The organism is Vibrio sp. Scap24, assembly GCF_013394185.1.
Classification (GTDB): Bacteria; Pseudomonadota; Gammaproteobacteria; order Enterobacterales; family Vibrionaceae; genus Vibrio; species Vibrio pomeroyi.
Map to the genome: position 1 here is coordinate 1587252 of NZ_CP041333.1, position 20940 is coordinate 1608191.

The following is a 20940-nucleotide window of genomic DNA, read 5'->3' on the forward strand; positions in this document are numbered from 1 at the left end:
CTAGTCATAACACGTGAACGGATTGTGGTTTCGTGTCTAGCTCTTGGGAGTGTTGTTAGGAGTCAAAAGAGGTCGTGTTTTGCGGAAGGCATTTTTTACGCTGATTTTTCCATCTTTCAGGGTAAACACGTCGACCATGCGAGCTTCGATGACACTGCCATCTGGGTTCGTCGCAGAAAACGTTGATTCACTCACAGCGCGGTCACCGCACACAAAGTGGACAGGATCGCTCCAAGCCGCATCTGGAAAGTTCTGCCAAACCAATTCAAAGCTATTTCGAACCGCTTCGTACCCTTCGATAGTGTTTCCAAGCAAGCCTTCTCCTGCCACCGTGTGGAATACACAGTCTTCAGTCATGAAAGACATCAGCGCTTCAATATCATGGTTATTCCACGCATCACTAAAAGACTGTAAAAAGGCGGTGTCGACTTGGTTTTCCAGCACGAATGTCGCTGCATTGGTTTGCATATTCATATTCCAGAATCCTTTATGTTTTCGTTATTGGTTTAAATTTCAGTAGCTTTGCGCCACTTTTTTATTAGAGTGTTTAAACTAGATCTGTGAAAATTTAACAACTTGATAACAAGGTTCATCACTCTAACTTCGAGTTAGGTTATAAACAATCTCTAAGCTCACAGATTTCATCTTTTTATAAATTAATTAGTGTTCTAATTTTATTTACCCGATTTTTCACTCACGATATAAGAGGTATAATTAAATTAGAACGTGTTAGCCTTTAGTCGAAATCAAAGTCTTGATGATACTTTCGACCATACTGTTCAAGTTGACGATCATGAATATTAACTTGCAATTCGATATTGCCGTCACCTTTATTTATGACTTGGTTATTATCTGCATGTGCTTCGTTTTTTAAATCCGTTAGTTTCTCTTCGACATACTCTGTCGGTTCATTTAAAACGTTCATGGATATTAACTCCTTTATCAGGTTTACTTTCACTGATGGAAGAATATGAACGGACACTAGACCGTTTGAATATTCTTTCTCATCGTACAAAGGCTGAATGGCATCATTGCCACCTTCCTTAAATGGGTGAATGGAATACCACTTGTCCTTACGTGGCTCTTGCTTATCGCAATCCGCCACATTAAATATCTGAGTTTTGTTGAGATCACACGGCGAGCGAAAAACACTAACCCGCTGATAATCAATAGCTTTAATTATGTTTATGCAGTCTTTACTTTGGCTGTGACACACCGACCAAAGCGCATTTAACAGGTTATCAGTCCATTCCAGTAAACGGGTGGGAAAGCCCTTCTTCTTGGCTAAACACATCAATAACCAGTCGTTTATGTCGTGTGAGCTCAGCGAGTGACCACCGTAAACTCTCACAGTTGAAAGCAGCTCTTGTTCGACACGGCGTATGTTCTTACGATTAGAAAGGCCTAAACTTGGCATTAGATTATTATTTTCATAATCACACACGTTATACATCAAACCACGTTGGTCACTGCATTCAGCCATTAATGAATCAATTATTTTATACAGTTCTTCGAGTGTGCTGATATAACGTTTATTGTTCATATTTGGTTCCAACCACTCGACAATATAAATAACTAAATTAAAATTTATTCGTTAAAAACTGACATGTAATAAAATACACAGACTAAAGTCTAATAACTCCATCGACTTATCGGTAATTACTATTTAAAAGCAACTCATAATAATTATTGATAAGTCTCTATTAATGAAACCGAGCACCTATTCACCTTAGTCATTTCATTAGGGCTCTAATATTTAGAGCTAAATAATAGAAATATATGACCCAATACTTAGATATCAGTACTATTAAGAGTCTTTGAAAAAAACACTATTAAGAATCTTTAAAAACAACTCGCTCGTTGAGCCATTCTGTTTCATCATCCAATTTGCCACTAATAGCTAGTTTTGGATCCTAATTTGTTTGCCCGACCACATTCTCAATAACTCTTTATCTAGCGCTCATGAGACTGTTTTGGCCAGGCAAACTTCCTATGACTTATACGTAGTCTTTGTACTTATCTAGGAAACGAACCGGCGTTGATAGTGCATCTCGGCGGAACGGGTCGCCCAGCTCCTGAGTACACATGATTTCAATGATGGTTGTTTTGCCTTCGTTCATTTGCATGTCGATGGCTTTTTGCAGAGTTGGGCCTACATCTTCTAGCTTATCAACCGTGATACCTTCAGCGCCCATTGCTCGTGCGATTTCCGCAAAGCTTTGGTTGTCCAGTTCACCAGCAACAAAACGTCGGTTGTAGAAGTCGACTTGGTTCTTCTTCTCTGCACCCCATTGACGGTTGTGGAATACCACCGCAGTCACTGGAATGTTATGACGAACACATGTCATGGTCTCCATCAAGCTCATGCCCCACGCACCGTCACCTGCATAAGAGATAGCAGGACGATGAGGTGCTGCCGCTTTAGCACCAATGATGGTAGGGAACGCGTAACCACAGTTACCGAAACTCATTGCCGCGAAGAAGCTGCGTGGTTTTTCAAAGCGTAAGTAGCTGTTTGCCACTGAGTTGATGTTACCGATATCCGTTGAGACCATTACGTCTTCTGGCATCGCTTTTTCTAGTTCACGCAATACTTGGCGAGGGTGTAAATATTCACCACCAGAGAACGGAGTCTCATGGGAGTTTTCTTCAATCATATCCAAGCTGAACGAGTCACGTTCGTGCGTCCACTCATCAAGCTCTTTTTCCCACAACGCTTTTTCTGTTGCTACTGTGTCTTGACGAGCGCCTTTGTTGTCATCACACAACAGTGCACGACCTTCTAGTCTTTCAGCTAATGCCACAGCCGCTGCTTTTGCGTCGCCACAGATACCAACAGAGATCTTCTTAACGAGGCCAAGCATCTTGTTGTCTGCATCGATCTGGATGATTTTCGCGTCTTTCGGCCAGTAATCCATGCCATGTTGAGGCAAGGTACCGAATGGACCAAGACGTGTACCCAAAGCGATAACCACATCCGCTTGAGCCATCAACTTCATTGCTGCTTTCGAACCTTGGTAGCCTAAAGGACCACACCATAATGGGTGACTAGCAGGGAAAGAGTCATTGTGTAGGTAGCTGTTTACTACCGGTGCGCCTAGTCGTTCTGCCAATGCCGCACACTCTTGGACTGCATCAGCCATTACTACGCCACCACCAGAAATGATGACTGGGAATTTCGCTTCAGCAATCAGGTCTGCCGCTTCATTCAGAGACTTCTCACCACCCGGACCACGGTCTAAACGCGCTGGTTTAGGGATCTCGGTTTGAGTTTCACCGTAGAAATAATCACGTGGGATATTCAGTTGAGTCGGACCCATTTCGCTCATTGCTCGGTCAAAGCATCGGCCCGTGTATTCTGCCATACGGTCTGGGTGCGTTACGTGTCCTTGATACTTAGTAAACTCTTGGAACATTGGAAGTTGGTTACACTCTTGGAAACCACCTAAGCCCATTGTTTTAGTGCCAGTCTCTGGCGTCACAATCACGACCGGGCTGTGTGCCCAGAATGCCGCTGCAATCGCAGTTACACAGTTACTAATACCTGGGCCATTCTGCCCGATAACCACACCATGGCGACCAGATACACGAGAGTAGCCATCTGCCATGTGAGCAGCACCTTGCTCGTGTACCACTGGGACCAATCGAATGCCAGCAGGAGCAAAGATATCCATTGCGTCCATAAATGCTGACCCCATGATGCCGAACATGTCGGTAACATCATTAGCAACCATAGTTTCAACGAACGCTTCTGATGGTGTCATTGTTACTGTGCCGGAAACAACCGTACGTTTTTCTTGCTCACTCATTCTTCCATTCTCCTTGAGTTAACCAAAATTTCATTTTTCGGAATGAATTGTCTCTTTTTCGAATTCATTTTCACCTTAGTAGTAGATTTTTTGCGCGTCAACTTTTTATATTAAATTGGAACAATTCATTCTAATTAATAAAACCAGATCACATTATTGATAGTTTTTCGTACAAAAAGTGCCGTTAACTTAGAGTGAGCTGTTAATAATCGATGACATACCGCCCATCGCGGCAGTCAATGGAAGCTATTAAGAGGGATGAAAAATGAATGATGCGGAATTGATACCAACGCAACCAGTAAGTGTGAGAGAGTGTTTTGGCATCGACAGCAACCTAACGGTATTGGCGTTTCAACATGCGGGAGAGTATGTACCCAAGGTCGATCCTAACTACTGTTTTGATCCTGAAGTAACACTAGCGATATTGGCGGGTTTCACCTCTAATCGCCGCACGTTGATACAAGGTACACACGGAACAGGTAAGTCTTCCCACATTGAACAGATTGCTGCGAGATTGAACTGGCCGTGTTTGAGGATCAACCTAGACGGACACTTAAGCAGATTGGATTTCATAGGAAAGGACAGCATCGTCATTAAAGATGGAATGCAGGTGACAGAGTTTAAAGAAGGCATTCTTCCGCAAAGTATCCAGCAACCCATCGCTCTGGTATTAGACGAATACGATGCAGGACGACCAGATGTGATGTTTGTGATCCAACAACTCTTAGAGCAAGACGGCAAATACACCTCTTTAGAGCAAAACCGAGTGATTACGCCTCACCCTTCTTTTCGCCTATTTGCCACCTGTAACACGTTGGGGTTAGGTAATTTCTCGGGTTTGTATTCCGGTACTCAAGTGCTTAACCATAGCCAGCTTGACCGATGGAACATCATCGCTACGCTTAACTATTTAGATCCGCAACATGAAACCAAGATCGTGTTATCCAAGCGCCCAGAGCTGAACAATGAAAGTGGTCAGCAGTTAGTTGAGAAAATGATCGCTACTGCTGGTTTAACGCGAAATGGTTTTAGAGCAGGCGATCTGTCGACGGTAATGTCTCCGAGAACCGTGATCACATGGGCTGAAAATATCCGAATATTCGATAACGTAGCCACAGCATTTAGGCTTTCATTCCTTAACCGTTGTGAAGATGAAGAGAAAGAGTTGGTGAGCGAATATTACTTCCGCTGCTTTGGTGAGGCCCTAGAAACGCCTACTCAGAGTTATGCGCAGTCGGAGTCGTAAACCATGGCCAATGTTTCTTCTCAGCAGAAAAAGATCCTCGACCTTGGTGTGTCTGTCGCTAGAGCGATCAGTGGTGAATTGAACCTAAATTATCGGGGAGAGCGTCTCTATAACGGCAATAGCCCCTGCTATTATCAGTCTGCACACACCAACGATCTCACCTTTGTGTCTCGCCACGAGCTGACAAACAGCAAGCTCTCAATGCAAGGCAAGATCGATTCATCGGCGCTGCGACTCTTGCTGTCTGACTCTGCTCTTCACTGTTCATTGCGACCGAAAAACGAAGTCGAACGTCTGTTATATGATTTCTGCGAACAAGTACGAATCGAATCACAAGTCCCGTCTTATCTAAAAGGCGTGACTAAGAGCATTCAGTTCAACTTTGCGTATTGGAGCGAGCAATATCATCAGAATGGCTTCACCGAATCACGAATAGGCATGTTGCTCTTCACACTGATGCAGGTCATCCATACCCGCTTAACCGGTGTTCCAGTTTCAGAGCCGATTGCTGAAACCATTGAATCAACTCGTGCAGGCATCGTGCCTATTTTCGGAAGCAGCTTGAAGCGCTTGAAGGAGCATCGAGCCGACCAACTACATTTTGCTCACTGCGCCAATGAACTCGCCTCTGTAGCGCAAGAGCTCATCAACCAAGAACAAGAGAGTAATAACTCGCCGACACCTACGGTTGAAGAAGACATCAAGATCCTTGCTCAGCTGGCTCTTATCGTTGATGGCGACATTCAAGATGAAGACGTCGATACCGACATAACAGGCAGCAGCAAGGTGTTTGAACTTTCGGGCGCCAATTATCAGGTCTTTAATTCCGAATTTGACCAAGTGGTCTCCGCAGATAAACTCGTCAGGCGCGCCTTATTACTCGAACTTAGGCAAAAACTCACCGATGACATCATGGCGAGACAAGTAAACACTCGCCGCTTGGCCGCTATGCTCACCCGCTTTGTTGCGACGCCACAAAGGAATCGACGTCAGGATCATTTGGAAGAAGGCATTGTTAACGCCACCGCCATCACTAAGCTCGTCACTTCGCCGTTGGATCGTGCTGTCTTTTATCAGCCAGAGATTGGCGCATCCCATCAATGTGCCATCACGTTTTTGATGGACTGCTCAGGGTCAATGCAAAAACACAGTCATAAGCTCAGCCTACTGATGGATACTATTCTCAAATCCGTCGGGCTAGCCAACGTCCCTTTCGAGATTATCGGCTTCACCACCAACAACTGGAATGGTGGCAAGGTCTATCGACAGTGGCTCAAGCAAGGTCAACCGAAACACCCAGGTCGTTTAAACGAAGTTCGACACATTGTGTTTAAGGATTTTGATACCCATTGGAGACGGTCTCGCCTTGGCATTGCAAGCCTTCGCAAAGCAGACATCTTTAAAGAAGGGATTGATGGCGAAGCTGTTCAGTTCGCTAGCCAGCGATTGCAGCAACATAGCGCACCGCGAAAGGTGTTGATTGTATTCTCAGACGGCTGCCCGATGGATACCGCCACCAGCACAGCCAATGATCAGTTCTATTTGGATAACCATCTCAAACAAGTGATTGAACGCGAGTCGGCCAAAAACGGTATCGAAATTCATGGCGTGGGGATGGGCGTCGATTTAAGCCCGTACTACCGCAGTAACATAACTTTAGATGTGCAAGAGAGCTGCTTATTTGGGTTATCTAGGAGTATCTTTGAGATGCTAAAGCGTGTTTAAACAGAAAGGCTTAGGCTAGCGAATCACTAGCCTCCTTTGCCGAAAGTGGTTTTACGAAAAGCCAAACAACGCCCACGCAGAAACAGCCATCAAATACCCACCAATCAACATCAACACCATAAATACTAACTTTCTGAGTTGGTCATTCGACAATGGCGGCGGGAAGCGCCGAGCAAACATAGTGACAAGCGCCACCAAGGGAACGGCAATCGCAGACAACCACAGTATGCTCGCTTCCATGTCACCTGCCGCGTAGACATTGACGGTACGAGACATCGACGTACAAGCGAACACCATCAGCAATGTACTTCGTACCAGATCGAGCGTAAAAGGCTGTCGATAGAGGTGATACACAATCGGTGGACCCGCCATCCCAAACAACCCGCCCGCTAGACCAGAACTAAAACCAGACAACAAGAAAGATACGGTTGCCGAGCGGTCTTTTCTGGTTTTAGGTTTGAACATAAAGCTCAGACCTGCGAATAACACCATTGCCCCCAATAGCCCTCGCAGAATATGCGTCGCCGACACACTCAACTCGTCCAGTAAAAACACTCCCAACGACACGCCGGGGATAATACCGATCACTAACACCACCAGAATTTTGAGTTCCCCAAGCAATGGCTTGCCCATCAACGCGACCAAACAATTAAACAAGGTCACGATACTGACCACGGCGGCAATCACGGGCAACGAAACCAGATTCAGGCTGACCGTAAGACCAATCACAATGATACCAAGCCCAAACCCCGTGACTGTTTGGAAATAGGTACCTACCGCAATAGTGGCAAGAATGGCGAGTAAAACAGGTAACTCCATTGGCAATCCTAATTAGCTGTTCTTTACTTAGTATGAGTGCGAGCTTTAAGTGTGAGCCTTAGTACCTAAACTCAAATTCCGATTCTGCTCTTTCTTTAGCTTCTTGATCCTCCGAAACTTTTTGATCTTCTGGAGCTTCTTGAGCATCAGCGTCAACATCCGTCGTTGGGTTTGCCGTTTTACTTTGTTGTGCTTGCACGGCAGTCACCGCGATTACGTTAAAGATATCTTCGGCACTGCACCCTCTGGATAAGTCATTGGCTGGTTGATTCAGCCCTTGCAACAACGGACCAATCGCGACTGCACCACCTAGCCTTTCAGCAAGCTTGTAACCGATATTGCCAGCTTCTAAGTTAGGAAATATCAACACGTTAGATTCGCCCTTCACCTCGGAATCGGGCAGTTTTTTCGCCGCAATTTCAGTCACAATCGCCGCATCGAGTTGAACATCCTGATCAACCGCAATCCCCGGGCAACGCTGCTTCACTAACTGGGCGGCATTACGCACCTTATCGACCGATTCATGCTTAGCACTGCCATTGGTAGAAAACGAGAGCATTGCCACTTTCGGCTCTTCCATCAACAGCGTTTGTGCACTGTTTGATGCCGCCACTGCAATTGATGCAAGTTCAGTTTCATTGGGGTTAATCACCAAGCCACAATCACTGAAAATCATGCCACCTTTAAGGTTATGGAAAGGCTCGCACAACATCATTAAAAAGAAGCTCGATACCAATTCACTGTCTGGTGCTGGCCCAATGATCTGCAACGCAGCTCGCACCACATCAGACGTGGTATAAACGGCGCCATTGACCGTGCCGTCAACCAGCCCTTCCCTTACCATCAAGTTGGCAAACATCAGTGGGTCTTTAACCTTCCCCAATGCATCTTCATAAGTCATGCCTTTGGCTTTTCTTAACTCATACAGTCGTTCAGCCAACACAGCTTTCAGTGCTGATGTTTGTGGTGAAACAATATGAATGCCCGCGAGGTTAATATGATGCAACTGAGCGGCTTCGATAATCGCCTTTTCATCGCCCACCAGCGTGATATAAGCGAGCTGTTTATCTATCGCTAATCGTGCAGCCTTGAGTACACGAGGATCTTCAGCTTCACTCAAAACCACACGCTTACGATCTAAGTGCGCCTTATCAATAATCCGTTCAATTGCTTTCATCTTAAATTTCCATTTATTGAGATTAATTGTTCCATAATTTATATTTATATTATTGGAATAATAAAAAAGGTCAAATACACGCGTAAGATCGTCGGCAGCGTCAGATGTGTATAAGAGACAGATATTGATTTGGTATGTACACTCTTACACATAGACATATCGCAAGGATGAATCACTGTATGCAAACAGAAACACCACAAGTTCAAGGAGATACGCCCACTCTCCGACTTTTTGCACTATTAGAGGTGATAGCGCAAAAAGACGAGTTTATTTCCCTTCAAGGGCTCGTTGAAGAAACAGGACTACCGAAACCCACTCTGCACCGTATGCTGCAACAATTAGAATCCGCAGGCATCATTCAAAGAGACGGTGACGAAAAGCATTACAGCTCTGGCATTCGACTCAGAAAGCTCGCTGAAAACCTTTTGTTCAACAGCACCATGCACAGTGCTAGACGCACGATTCTCGAAAACCTTCGAGCGGAAGTCGGCGAAAGCTGTAACCTAACCGCACTATCGAGCGGTGAGATCATCTACCTTGACCGTGCAGAAACCGAAGCACCCCTTCGCTTCCACCTGCAACCCGGCTCTCGTGTTCCTGTTCACTGCTCTGCGACAGGTAAACTGTTTTTGGCTCACATGTCGAAATCACAACGTAGAAGACTGATTGAAAACGTGCCACTGACTCAGTACACAGTCAAAACCATCACCGACTACTCAGTGTTAGAACAAGACATCGAAGAAGCGAAGATCCAAGGCTTTGCAATTGATGACGAAGAGTTTCTGCCGGGTTTGGTGTGTATTGCGGTACTCATTCCATCGCCAACGGGCCAATCTAATCTTGGCTTAGCAATTCAAGCACCTGTGATTCGAGTAAAGCCGGACGAGGCGATCAAATTCCTACCTGCTCTACAAAAAGCCGCGAAAGCACTGGCGAAGATAGAAGCAGACAACTGGGCGCAAGAATAACCTTGGTAGGCTAAAGCGAATCATCAGCACTGCCATAGACATCAACTCAATAACAGCACCAACACGTGTTAAGTAATCATCGAGAAGGAATCACATGCTAGAAATTAATAACCAGCGCTTACTCTCTTTTATGGTGACAGAAGCGAATAACGCGGTTGCCGTGTCCAATCCAGCAACAGGTGAGCTTATTGGGTATGCGCCTATCTCATCTGAGGCGGAATTGGACAGTGCTATCGAGCGAGCTCATATTGCGCAAAAAGAGTGGGCGAAAATTCCTGCTAAATCTCGCGCTGCGATACTGAAGGCTTGGCATCAACTGCTCCTTGAAAACAAGGATGACCTTGCTCACTTAATGACGATAGAACAAGGCAAGCCATTGGCAGAAGCTGCAGGCGAAGTGGTTTATGGTGCAAGTTTTATTGAATGGTTCGCCGAAGAAGCCAAGCGCACTTATGGCGACTCGATTCCAAGTGCCGCTGGGGATAAGCGTTTAGTGACAATCAAGCAGCCCATTGGCGTCGCATGTGCCATCACTCCGTGGAACTTCCCGATTGCGATGATCACTCGTAAGGCTGCGCCTGCTCTAGCGGCTGGCTGTAGTTTTATTGTGAAGCCTTCTGACGAAACGCCACTTTCTGCGTTTGCTGTTGTTGAGCTGGCTTACCAAGCGGGTGTCCCTAAAGATCTGCTTCAAGTGGTATTAGGTGACAGCCCAGAACAGATTGGTGAGCTATTCACATCACATCCATTAATCAAGAAGATCTCTTTTACTGGTTCTACTCGCGTCGGCAGTATCTTGATGGCTCAAGCGGCAAAAGGCATCAAACGTACCTCGATGGAGCTTGGCGGTAATGCTCCGTTTATCGTATTTGACGATGCCGATATCGATGCTGCGGTTCAAGGCGCAATGGCTTCGAAATTCCGTAATGCAGGCCAAACCTGTGTTTGTGCTAACCGATTCTATATTCACAGCAAGGTGCACGATGAGTTTGTGGCTAAATTCGACCAAGCGGTGCAACAACTAAAAATTGGCAACGGCTTAGACGCAGGCGTCAACATTGGCCCTGTGATCAGTGAAAGAGCGAAACAGAACATCCAAGGTTTGATTGACCGCGCCATTGAACAAGGTGCACAGCCTGTCACCCCAACTCAAGAGCTTGCGGGATTGTTCATTCAGCCTGTCATTCTTAAAGACGTGAAGCACAATATGGACATCGTTCAACAAGAGATCTTTGGCCCTGTCGCTCCGGTTATGAAGTTCGACAGCGATGAAGAGCTGATCGAAATGGCGAACGACACCATTTATGGTTTAGCGTCTTACTTCTACAGCCAGAATATCCACCGTGTGTGGAAGGTAGCAGAAGCACTAGAGTACGGTATGGTTGGTATTAACGACGGCATGATCTCTACTGAAGTAGCACCGTTTGGTGGGGTGAAACAGTCGGGCATTGGTCGTGAAGGGGCAAAAGAAGGTATCGATGAGTACATGGATATTAAGTATCTATGCTTCGGTGGCAACTAAGCTTCGGTCGGAACTAAGGTTTTGGCGAAAATTAGGTTTGATGATAGATAAGATAACTGCTTTTCATTTCTAACCTCTGATTCCGCATCTAATCTCAGACCCTCGCACTAACTAACAGCTAAAAAAAAGCCGCGCTATAAAGCGCGGCACCTTGGGCTCGGTTAAAGGGGGTTTCTTTTTTTAGTATTTTTCTTTCTCTGTTTTTATTATTAGATCACTTTGCTATTTCAGTGATTTAGGCTTTTTGTGCTTTCGCTTATCTGCGATTTAGCACTTTCCGACTCAAGCACTCTGCGCTTTCAGCTTTAGACGCATCGCGTGTAACACTGGCTCAGTATAACCACTCGGCTGAGCGCAGCCTTCAAATACCAACTGACACGCTGCTGAAAAGGCAATGCTGTTTTCGAAATCAGGCGCCATGTTTTGGTAGCTTGGATCCCCAGCATTTTGCTCATCAACCACAGCTGCCATGCGCTTCATGGTTTTCATTACCTGGGCTTCCTCGCAAATACCGTGACGTAACCAGTTAGCGATGTGTTGGCTTGAAATACGCAGCGTTGCACGGTCTTCCATTAGTCCTACATCGTTAATATCAGGCACTTTCGAACAACCTACGCCTTGGTCAATCCAACGAACTACGTAACCAAGAATGCCTTGCGTATTGTTGTCCAGTTCATTTTGGATATCTTGAGCTGTCAGCTTTTGATTGCCTAACAGTGGGATAGTAAGAATATCGTCAACATTTGCTCTCACACGCTCACGAAGCTCTTTCTGACGGCTAGGAACACTCACCTTGTGATAGTGCAAGGCATGCAGAGTCGCCGCAGTTGGAGAAGGAACCCAAGCGGTATTGGCACCCGCTTGTGGGTGTCCAATTTTCGCGTCCATCATCTTGGCCATGTTATCTGGCTCTGGCCACATACCTTTACCAATCTGGGCTTTACCTTGCAGGCCACAAGCTAAGCCAAGATCAACGTTTTGATCTTCGTATGCGCCAATCCATGTCATGGTTTTAAGCTGTGTTTTAGGAGCAAAAGGACCCGCTTCCATACTGGTGTGGATCTCATCTCCCGTTCGGTCTAGGAAACCTGTGTTGATAAACACAACACGATCTTTGGCTGCGCGAATACACTCTTTCAAGTTCACAGAGGTACGACGCTCTTCGTCCATAATACCGACTTTGATTGTGAAGCGGTCTAAACCTAGTGCATCCTCAATGCGACCAAACAACTCATTGGTAAAAGCCACTTCTTCAGGGCCATGCATCTTAGGTTTTACAATATTGATGCTACTTGCGGTCGAGTTTTGGTAAGGGCTATTCCCCTTTAAATCGTGCATCGCGATCAGCGATGTCACCATGCCATCCATGATACCTTCAGGCACTTCATTACCTTCGGCATCAATAATCGCAGGGTTAGTCATTAGGTGGCCCACGTTGCGTATGAACAACATGCTGCGACCTTTAAGGGAAATTTCACCACCCGTCACACTGGTGTATTGACGGTCTGGATTCAGGTTACGAACAATGGTCTTGCCGTTTTTCTCTAGCGACTCTTGCAGGTCACCCTTCATTAAGCCTAACCAGTTGCGGTAAGCCAATGCTTTGTCTTCACCATCAACGGCGGCTACAGAATCTTCGCAATCCATAATCGTGGTCAGTGCCGATTCCACCAATACATCTTTAATACCCGCCACATCGACGCTACCAATTGGCGCGCTCGGGTCGATTTGAATTTCGATATGGAGATTGTTGTGTTTAAGCAGGATACAAGAAGGCGCGCTTGCGTCTCCTTGGTAACCAATAAACTGGTTGCGATCAATGAGAGTGACTTCTTCGCCATTATCTAGCGTTGCTGTCAGCGTGTTGCCAATACTCACATTACTGATGCTATATTTCGTCACGTCTTTATGAGAAACACCATTCAGCGGTGCGGCGTCGTCAAGGAAACCGCGAGCATAGCTCACTACTTTAGCGCCACGAACAGGGTTAAAGCTTCCACCTTTCTCGGCACCGTCGCTTTCACTAATCACATCAGTGCCGTAGAGCGCATCGTATAAACTGCCCCAGCGCGCGTTTGCTGCGTTAAGTGCAAATCGCGCGTTCATGATAGGCACCACAAGCTGCGGCCCAGCTTGTGTTGCGATTTCAGGCTCTACGCTTGCGGTAGTGACTTGGAAGTCCTCGCCTTCAGGTACAAGGTAGCCAATCTGCTGTAGGAACTGCTTATACTCTGCTGCATCCAATGTTTGACCAGCACGCTCTTGGTGCCACACATCGATTTGATGTTGAAGATCTTCACGCTTGATAAGCAACGCACGATTCTTTGGTGCCAGATCTTTAAGGATGGCTGCGAAAGATTGCCAAAAGTCCTCTGCGACAATGCCTGTTCCAGGAATGACCTGCTCATTAATTAATTGGTAGAGGGTGCTATCAATGCTCAAGCTTCCCTGTTGAATACGACTGCTCATAAAATCTCTCTCAAATTAACCGCTGACTACTAAATAAATTTACGTAACTGACGAAAATTTAGCTAATTTATGCCGTTTATATTGGATATTCACAAAAGAAATACCACAAAAACTGTGTTATCCCGTCACACCACTTTCGATTTCATTGGCGACACTTTTGATTAAGCGACGCATCCACTGGTGGTCTGGATTGGTTTGTAACAATGGGCTCCACGCCATCTTCACCTCAAAAGGTTCAATCGCAAATGGGGCTGGTTTGATTAACAAATTAGGATTGTTGCGCTGCAACTGCGCGGCTTTGGTTGGAATAGTAAGGATAAGGTTTTTCTGTTGAGCGAAGAGAATCGCAGACAGGTAATGTCGGGTAAATACCGTGATGTTGCGGGTTTTACCAATGCGCATTAATGCTTCATCTATCCAACCGAGCTTTTGTGCTTCACTTGGGTTGATCCCCACTCCGGTTCCCATTCCCGTCTTACTTACCCAAATATGTTGCGCCTTTAAATAAGACAAGATATCAAAGTTATCGGCTATCGGGTTATCACAGCTAAATAGGCAAGAGAACCCGTCGTGCCATAGGCTCATCTGGTGAAAGGACTGTGGAATGTCATCAAAACGGTTGATGATAATGTCAACGGTGCCTTGTTCTACATCTTGATAGCTCACATCACTTGGCGTCATTATATCCAGTCGTATTTTCGGCGCTATCTCGCTCAATTTTTTCAATAGCGGCTGAATAATAGTCGACTCTGCATAGTCACTCGCCATGATACGAAACACGCGTTCACTGTCTTCTGCATTAAACTCTGTGGTCGGTTGTAGTGTCTTTTCTACATTCGCCAAGATGTTGCGAATCAGTGGTTGCAACTTTTGCGCACGCTCGGTCGGCACCATCCCTTCACTGGTTCTCACCAATAGTGGATCTTCAAACAGATCACGCAGTCGGCGCAGTCCATTACTCATGGCTGGTTGAGTTATTCCTAATTGATTTGCCGCTCGTGTAACGTTTCTTTCACGTAGCAACATGTCTAAATACACAAGCAAATTAAGGTCTATACGAGCAATATTCATAAGAAAAATACCGAATATAATAACTATAAATTAACAAAATTATCACATGCGTGGTTATTCTTTGTCCATAGCAAAGTTTTAATCCAAGCCAATTTGGCAACCATACCCCACGTGAAACTAAGGAATAGTTATGTCGCAAATTACACAAGATATCGAAATGATAGAAGTTGCAAAAAGCGCTGCAGGTGCTCCATGGGATGCAATCAATGCTGAATCTGCTGCTCGTATGCGAGCTCAAAACAAATTCAAAACAGGTCTAGATATCGCGCAATACACGGCAGATATCATGCGTGCGGATATGGAGGCTTACGATAAAGACAGCTCTCAATACACTCAGTCTTTAGGTTGCTGGCATGGTTTTATCGGTCAACAAAAGCTGATTTCTATTAAGAAGCACTTTGATGGCAAGACAGATCGCCGCTACCTATACCTTTCAGGTTGGATGGTTGCTGCACTTCGCTCAGACTTTGGTCCACTTCCAGACCAATCAATGCATGAGAAAACATCGGTTGCAGGCCTAGTAGAAGAACTATACACATTCCTGCGCCAAGCTGATGCACGTGAACTGGGTGGTTTATTCCGTGAGCTAGACGCTGCACGTGAAGCGGGCGACGTTAACCAACAAGACCTTATCCAAGACAAAATCGACAATCACGTAACACACGTGGTGCCAATCATTGCAGATATCGATGCAGGTTTCGGTAACGCAGAAGCGACTTACCTAATGGCTAAGCAGATGATTGAAGCGGGCGCATGTTGTCTACAAATTGAAAACCAAGTTGCCGATGAGAAGCAATGTGGTCACCAAGACGGCAAAGTAACGGTTCCACACGCTGACTTCCACGCAAAACTTCGCGCACTTCGTTACGCTTTCCTTGAACTGGGCATCGACAACGGCGTTATTGTTGCTCGTACCGATTCTCAAGGTGCAGGTCTAACAAAAGAAATCGCAGTAGTGAAAGAGCCGGGCGACCAGGGTGATATCTACAACTCATACCTAGATGTTGAAGAGATCGATGTTGCAGATATGGCAGAAGGTGACGTTTGCTTTAACCGTGACGGCAAGCTAGTTCGACCTAAGCGTCTACCTTCAGGCTTATACCAATTCCGCCAAGGTACTGGTGAAGACCGTTGCGTATTCGACTGTATTGAAGCAATCAACGCGGGTGCTGACCTACTTTGGATTGAGACTGAGAAGCCACACATCGGTCAGATCAAAGAGATGATGGACGGCGTTCGTGAAGTTCACCCTAACGCGAAACTGGTTTACAACAACTCTCCATCATTCAACTGGACACTAAACTTCCGTCAGCAAGCTTACGATGCATTGGTTGCTGAAGGTAAAGATGTATCAGCTTACGACCGTGCAAACCTAATGAGCGCGGAATACGACGAAACTGAACTGTCTGCAAGTGCTGACGAGAAGATTCGTACATTCCAAGCGGACGCATCTCGTGAAGCGGGTATCTTCCACCACTTGATTACGCTACCGACTTACCACACTGCAGCGCTGTCTACCGACAACCTTGCGAAAGAGTACTTCGGCGACCAAGGCATGTTGGGCTACGTTGCTAACGTTCAACGTCAAGAGATCCGCCAAGGCATCGCATGTGTTAAACACCAAAACATGTCTGGCTCAGACATCGGTGATGACCACAAAGAGTACTTCGCTGGTGAGAATGCACTAAAAGCAGCGGGCGAAGCGAATACGTCTAACCAATTTGATTAATCGCTAACGCTTATGATTAGTCGCTAAAACTAAAGCCTCCCCCGCCCTTCTCTCTTACTTCGGTAAGATCCGGGGGAAGGCTTTGAGATAAAGCTTGTACTGCCGGCTTTATCTCAAAGTCTAAGAATTGTGTTCTACACCACGGTCAGCTAAGCAACATCTGTTTAAGCTAACTGTATTCATGTTTGTTGAAATTCCTGTTTGTTGATATTTCTTTTGATTGAGAGTGCCTATGACTTCAATACCTAAACACCTACAAGATGCAAAAACGCTGCTATCAGAAAATGGTTTCGCAACGGGTGATACTTGGTATCACGGCACGTCTTCAGCCTTGCTTGCTTCAATTAAAGGACAAGGACTGAAACGTTCTGGAGACAAAGCACTCAACGAAGCCGCTTCAAAAACCATGGCAACGATTGGCAATAACTACACCGAGTCGGTTGAACCTGTGTTCCTGACTCAGAGTAAAGAGCTGGCGTATTACTGGGCGCAACAAACCGTTCGTGAGCGCAGTGTTCGTTTCGAAGGAGAAGAACAACCTATCGTGTTAGCGGTAAACCTGTCTGAAAAGCAACTTGCCAAAGTAAGACCGGACGTGGGCGCGATGAGCCTGTTAATGATGAGTGTGGGCGAGCAGTTCATGGCTCACATGGCTAAGGTTTATCAAGAGAACAACATCGCAGGCCCAGACATTGAACTTCGCACTGCTGATCGTATGGATTACTTGAACAAGCTGGGAATGGCTTACATTGATGAAGACATCAGCCGAGCGTGTGTACAAGAACTGTCTGAGCCTAATATTTCTGAACCAGAGCTTTCTGAACCTGCGCTAACGGATTAGGAACGTCTTCTGTTGGACGTAATAAGCTAACCTTATTAGAATCAAAAATGGCTCCCAATTGGGAGCCATTTTTCTTATTCGTTAATCGAGCCTATTCAGTAATCTGACTCAACTCTCCAATCAACTTACTTATTGGCACAAACGACCTTGCTGTGCAGCCTGCATCATTTCGATATCACCTTGAAGTGAACGATAAACAACCGTATTCCACACCTGACCATTATCCATTTCAAACTCGATCGCGTAGTTCAAACCCGCGACAACCTGAGTGCGAACGCTCAAGATTCTTTCAAGCTTTGCTGAGGTATTCATTTGTCCAAGAACCACATCTAAAGCTTGCTTGGCTTCTGGGGTAATATCACTTTGTGACCAACCACCTGTCAGGTTCTTAGTGCTACAGATTGGATTTGCAGTCTCTTGTGCTTGTTCTGGAACCTCAGATTTCTGACTGCACCCTGCTAACGCAGCGACACTAAATATGGTTACCAATAGTACTTTCTTCATAATTTATCTCTACCTCTATCACTCGCGAGAGGTTACTCGCAATGATGTTTCATATGCAGACAAGCTTAAACCTCGAATGTCATCACTTCATCAGAGATTATGGTGTAACTACTCTATAAACACAGAAGATTGTCAGAAAAACAAAGCCAGACACTGATGCCCGGCTTTTATCCGTCTACTTTATTGATATTTAACCGATTAGTTTAGTGACATTGTCGTTAATACAGCTTGGGGATGCCCCCTTTTTTAATGCCAATTACCTAACGCCTATTCTGTCAGTGAAAATACACCAACATCTCGACATCATCCCCTTGCTGATCTGCACTCAATAAGAAGTGTATATAGCCTTCTTCTGTTATAGGGATTTGCAGATACTCATTGCTTCCACGGTAATCAGACGCGTAGTCATGCTGCCCAGCTGTTGGCCAATATGAGTGGCTGGCGAACAGATCAACGTTACCCGAATTCGATTGTTCGTTTTCAGCAGTGTCGCTCTTATCGCTGAGCCATACTCGCACCTCTTGTACGCCTTCCGGTACATAGACAGCGGCATAACGTCGTTGGTGCACGGTAAGCACTTGAGCCTGACCGGACTCCAATACCACAGGCGTTAAATCATCTTGCTGTTGAGTTGGAGGCGTTGGCGTTTCTGTGACTACCGATGCGATTAGCGACACCTCATTAAAATCGGTACGCCCCGTGACACTCATGTAGTAGCGACCCGACTTGATGTAACCCGAAGGTTCTTGTTCAAACGTCACCACTTCATTGCTGCCATTGCCGTACTGGCTGAATTCAAAGTCGTAGTAATGCACTGGTTTGTTGTAGCTCATGTAGAGGTCAGCATCACCTTGAGTTTGCCCCTCAATAGACACTTCAAAATGCGTCGTGTTGTCTGGAATATCGACATAGAACAACTGCTCACTATACGCTTCACCACTCAACACCACACTCTGGTTTGCTGTAAGCACTATGGCTTGGTCTGTTGGTTGCGTAGGATCTGTCGGTTCAGTGGGATCAGTTGGTTCTGTAGGCTCTGTGGGTTCACTTGAAACCGAGTCTAACCAACGCTCAAACTCCCCGTTGTATTGCTGCCCTAGCACTTTTACTTGTTGTGCCCATTCGGAAAATTGGCCAGTACGAGACAATGCCAGTAAACCTTGTACCTCTAGAGGATGCTCTTCCAGCATGAAGCGTACCGCCAAGTATCCCCAGCGATATATTCGATTAGAATCGTGAGAGTAAGTGGTCGCAAGCACATCCGACAGGCTCATCTTCCCACTGCTAATCAAACCAATCGCTGCATCGTAGCCTTGCTTGTAATGCATAAATTCGGCAAAGCCCTCTAACCACCACACCACATAGCCATGTGCTAGGTTGTCGTTGAATGAGCCATATTGGTTAAAGCGAGCATCAAGATAGTGAGTGTATTCATGCTCTAAATTGAGAATAGAAAGATCATCACCATTGGCATAGCGATAAGCCACAAAGCGAGCGACGTTACCGACTTCTGCAGGATTACCCTCTAAATACTGACCGCCATTGTCTGTGGTATTGCCAAACAAGAACGATGAATAATCAATGTAACTGCCTTTGCTGCCAAACACCGCGACTTCTACTCGCTCGTTGTTATCATCAGCGGCAGGTTGTTGACCCGTATTCACGACTTGGTGGAAGTCGGCCTCTTTGGCAGCCAACACATCACACGCCTCCATCGCTTGTGACTCCGTTAGATCTTGAGAGCGAATAATCGCAGGTCCTTGGCACTCATGACGATGGGGAAGTACACGCGTTGCCAAGTCGCGTTTCGCTTGCTCTAGGTCTAACCTATTCAAGCCTTCTGGTGCGAAGTAACTCATCATTTCGACGGCTGCTAGCCATAGTTTATCGTGCTCGGTTCCCAGTGGATTTTGCACCATCACTTGCTGCATAACCCGCATCGCTTTGTCTTTGGTTGCTTTGTCCGGACTGGCTAACAAGCGACCTGTTTCACGCACGGCGTTATAAACCAGAAAGCTCGCATCCGTATCCAACGCCCACGTGTTATCACGAGCAAAAGTCGCCAGCGTTTCGATATGTTGGGTGTGGTTTGCCATGTAATCGTAGAAATCATCTAGAGCGGCATGCCCTGCCATTGCTCGGAATAGATTATTAAGACCATCGACCCATTGTAAATCCTGCACTGTTTCACGGTTAAAGTGATTCAATGCCGCAAGTTGCGCCCCCATGGTCAGTGGAAGTTGCTTAACATTATCGACCATCAGCGTCAGGCTTTTCATCGCCCCAACTTGCTCACTGCCTTGATCGAATGCATTAGGGTTCGCCAGAAAAGCATTAATAGATTGAGCGAAGCGCTGACTTAACGCCTCAGAGAAATCCTGCGCTCGCGCGTTATAGCGAACGTAATAAGCAGCGCGAACAAATTCGCCAAGGTTTTCAAGTTTACGAGCCTGTTCAGCATCACCTCGGTAACGGGCAATTTCTAGGTTAAGTGCTACTTGAATACGGCTTAGGCTCACTTCGCTATAGATATTGTTTAACGAACTATCTTGAGCAGAGAACCAAGCGCCATAGCAACTGTTGTCTGCTGATGAGACAGCGAGAGCAAGGTCAGACGCCTGCTGAAGATCAAGCACCTCACACTGACTTTGAGCAAAGGAGAAACTGGAAACACTGGCTAGCATGCAAGCGAGAGCCAAACGATGACGTGGAAATAAACGGTTATGAGACATACAACACTCATTAGTTAATTATATATTTGGGCTCGCCGTTATATTCCTTACGATCAATAAGGTGAATTCAGTTGCGTATGATTTATGAGCTTAGTTCAAAAAATAGATATTTTACGTTAATTTATAAATTCAAAGGATTATGCTCAATTGATACAGGTCAGACTCGGGGCAAGGTTAGGCTCTAAGTGATTGAGAATATTCTAATTTAGCAACTTATAAACTAGTAAATGTTCTGTTGTTAAGGGGTAGCGCAAGTAGTAAACTTACGCTCGATTATGCAACTTGTTTTTAAAAACTATAGACACAATTAGAGTTACTCAATCTCAAC

General features: G+C 45.7%; 15 protein-coding genes. 6 read left to right on the top strand and 9 right to left on the bottom strand.

Annotated features, from left to right (window positions below; translation table 11 throughout):
* Nucleotides 1-36: 36 nt before the first annotated feature.
* The 3 genes from FLM53_RS22430 to xsc form a co-directional block, all read right to left on the bottom strand.
* Nucleotides 37-474 carry a nuclear transport factor 2 family protein gene (locus FLM53_RS22430; RefSeq protein WP_017633372.1) on the bottom strand — a complete coding sequence of 146 codons (438 nt, stop codon included), beginning with the start codon at nucleotides 472-474 and terminating at the stop codon, nucleotides 37-39.
* Between the two features lie 262 nt (nucleotides 475-736).
* Nucleotides 737-1543 (bottom strand): FRG domain-containing protein, encoded by an 807-nt coding sequence (locus FLM53_RS22435; RefSeq protein WP_176679340.1) that lies wholly within the window; start codon nucleotides 1541-1543, stop codon nucleotides 737-739.
* 454 nt (nucleotides 1544-1997) lie between these two features.
* Nucleotides 1998-3809 (bottom strand): sulfoacetaldehyde acetyltransferase, encoded by a 1812-nt coding sequence (gene xsc / locus FLM53_RS22440; protein ID WP_050643312.1) that lies wholly within the window; start codon nucleotides 3807-3809, stop codon nucleotides 1998-2000.
* Between the two features lie 265 nt (nucleotides 3810-4074).
* Here xsc and FLM53_RS22445 point away from each other — a divergent pair, with 265 nt between their 5' ends.
* Both FLM53_RS22445 and FLM53_RS22450 read left to right on the top strand, forming a co-directional pair.
* Nucleotides 4075-5055, top strand: coding sequence for an AAA family ATPase (locus tag FLM53_RS22445; protein ID WP_176679339.1), 981 nt, complete (start codon nucleotides 4075-4077; stop codon nucleotides 5053-5055).
* A gap of 3 nt (nucleotides 5056-5058) precedes the next feature.
* Nucleotides 5059-6780: a cobalamin biosynthesis protein CobT gene (locus FLM53_RS22450; RefSeq protein WP_176679338.1), complete on the top strand. Its 1722-nt coding sequence runs from the start codon at nucleotides 5059-5061 to the stop codon at nucleotides 6778-6780.
* A 51-nt stretch (nucleotides 6781-6831) separates the two neighbouring features.
* Here the strand turns inward: FLM53_RS22450 and FLM53_RS22455 are convergent, their stop codons facing one another.
* Entirely contained in the window at nucleotides 6832-7599 is a 768-nt protein-coding gene (locus FLM53_RS22455) for a sulfite exporter TauE/SafE family protein (RefSeq protein WP_176679337.1), read from the bottom strand.
* Nucleotides 7600-7657: 58 nt separating this feature from the next.
* Nucleotides 7658-8776, bottom strand: a complete 1119-nt coding sequence (pta, locus tag FLM53_RS22460; RefSeq protein WP_176679336.1) for a phosphate acetyltransferase — start codon at nucleotides 8774-8776, stop codon at nucleotides 7658-7660.
* Nucleotides 8777-8955: 179 nt separating this feature from the next.
* On the opposite strand from pta, the gene FLM53_RS22465 reads away from it, so the two are divergent.
* Nucleotides 8956-9744 (top strand): IclR family transcriptional regulator, encoded by a 789-nt coding sequence (locus FLM53_RS22465; RefSeq protein WP_061038008.1) that lies wholly within the window; start codon nucleotides 8956-8958, stop codon nucleotides 9742-9744.
* Between the two features lie 94 nt (nucleotides 9745-9838).
* Nucleotides 9839-11266 (top strand): NAD-dependent succinate-semialdehyde dehydrogenase, encoded by a 1428-nt coding sequence (locus FLM53_RS22470; RefSeq protein WP_176679335.1) that lies wholly within the window; start codon nucleotides 9839-9841, stop codon nucleotides 11264-11266.
* A gap of 282 nt (nucleotides 11267-11548) precedes the next feature.
* Here the strand turns inward: FLM53_RS22470 and FLM53_RS22475 are convergent, their stop codons facing one another.
* Entirely contained in the window at nucleotides 11549-13735 is a 2187-nt protein-coding gene (locus tag FLM53_RS22475) for a malate synthase G (protein ID WP_176679334.1), read from the bottom strand.
* A 117-nt stretch (nucleotides 13736-13852) separates the two neighbouring features.
* Nucleotides 13853-14806: a LysR family transcriptional regulator gene (locus FLM53_RS22480; RefSeq protein ID WP_061038005.1), complete on the bottom strand. Its 954-nt coding sequence runs from the start codon at nucleotides 14804-14806 to the stop codon at nucleotides 13853-13855.
* Between the two features lie 130 nt (nucleotides 14807-14936).
* On the opposite strand from FLM53_RS22480, the gene FLM53_RS22485 reads away from it, so the two are divergent.
* Nucleotides 14937-16535, top strand: coding sequence for an isocitrate lyase (locus FLM53_RS22485; protein WP_176679333.1), 1599 nt, complete (start codon nucleotides 14937-14939; stop codon nucleotides 16533-16535).
* Between the two features lie 232 nt (nucleotides 16536-16767).
* A complete protein-coding gene (locus tag FLM53_RS22490; RefSeq protein WP_256099314.1) occupies nucleotides 16768-17376 on the top strand; it encodes a hypothetical protein in 609 nt (202 codons plus the stop codon).
* A gap of 129 nt (nucleotides 17377-17505) precedes the next feature.
* On the opposite strand, the gene FLM53_RS22495 is transcribed toward FLM53_RS22490, so the two are convergent.
* Together FLM53_RS22495 and FLM53_RS22500 are read right to left on the bottom strand one after the other, a co-directional pair.
* Nucleotides 17506-17880, bottom strand: coding sequence for a cystatin domain-containing protein (locus FLM53_RS22495; protein ID WP_176679331.1), 375 nt, complete (start codon nucleotides 17878-17880; stop codon nucleotides 17506-17508).
* Nucleotides 17881-18155: 275 nt separating this feature from the next.
* Nucleotides 18156-20612 (bottom strand): M9 family metallopeptidase, encoded by a 2457-nt coding sequence (locus FLM53_RS22500; RefSeq protein WP_176679330.1) that lies wholly within the window; start codon nucleotides 20610-20612, stop codon nucleotides 18156-18158.
* Between the last annotated feature and the right edge of the window lie 328 nt (nucleotides 20613-20940).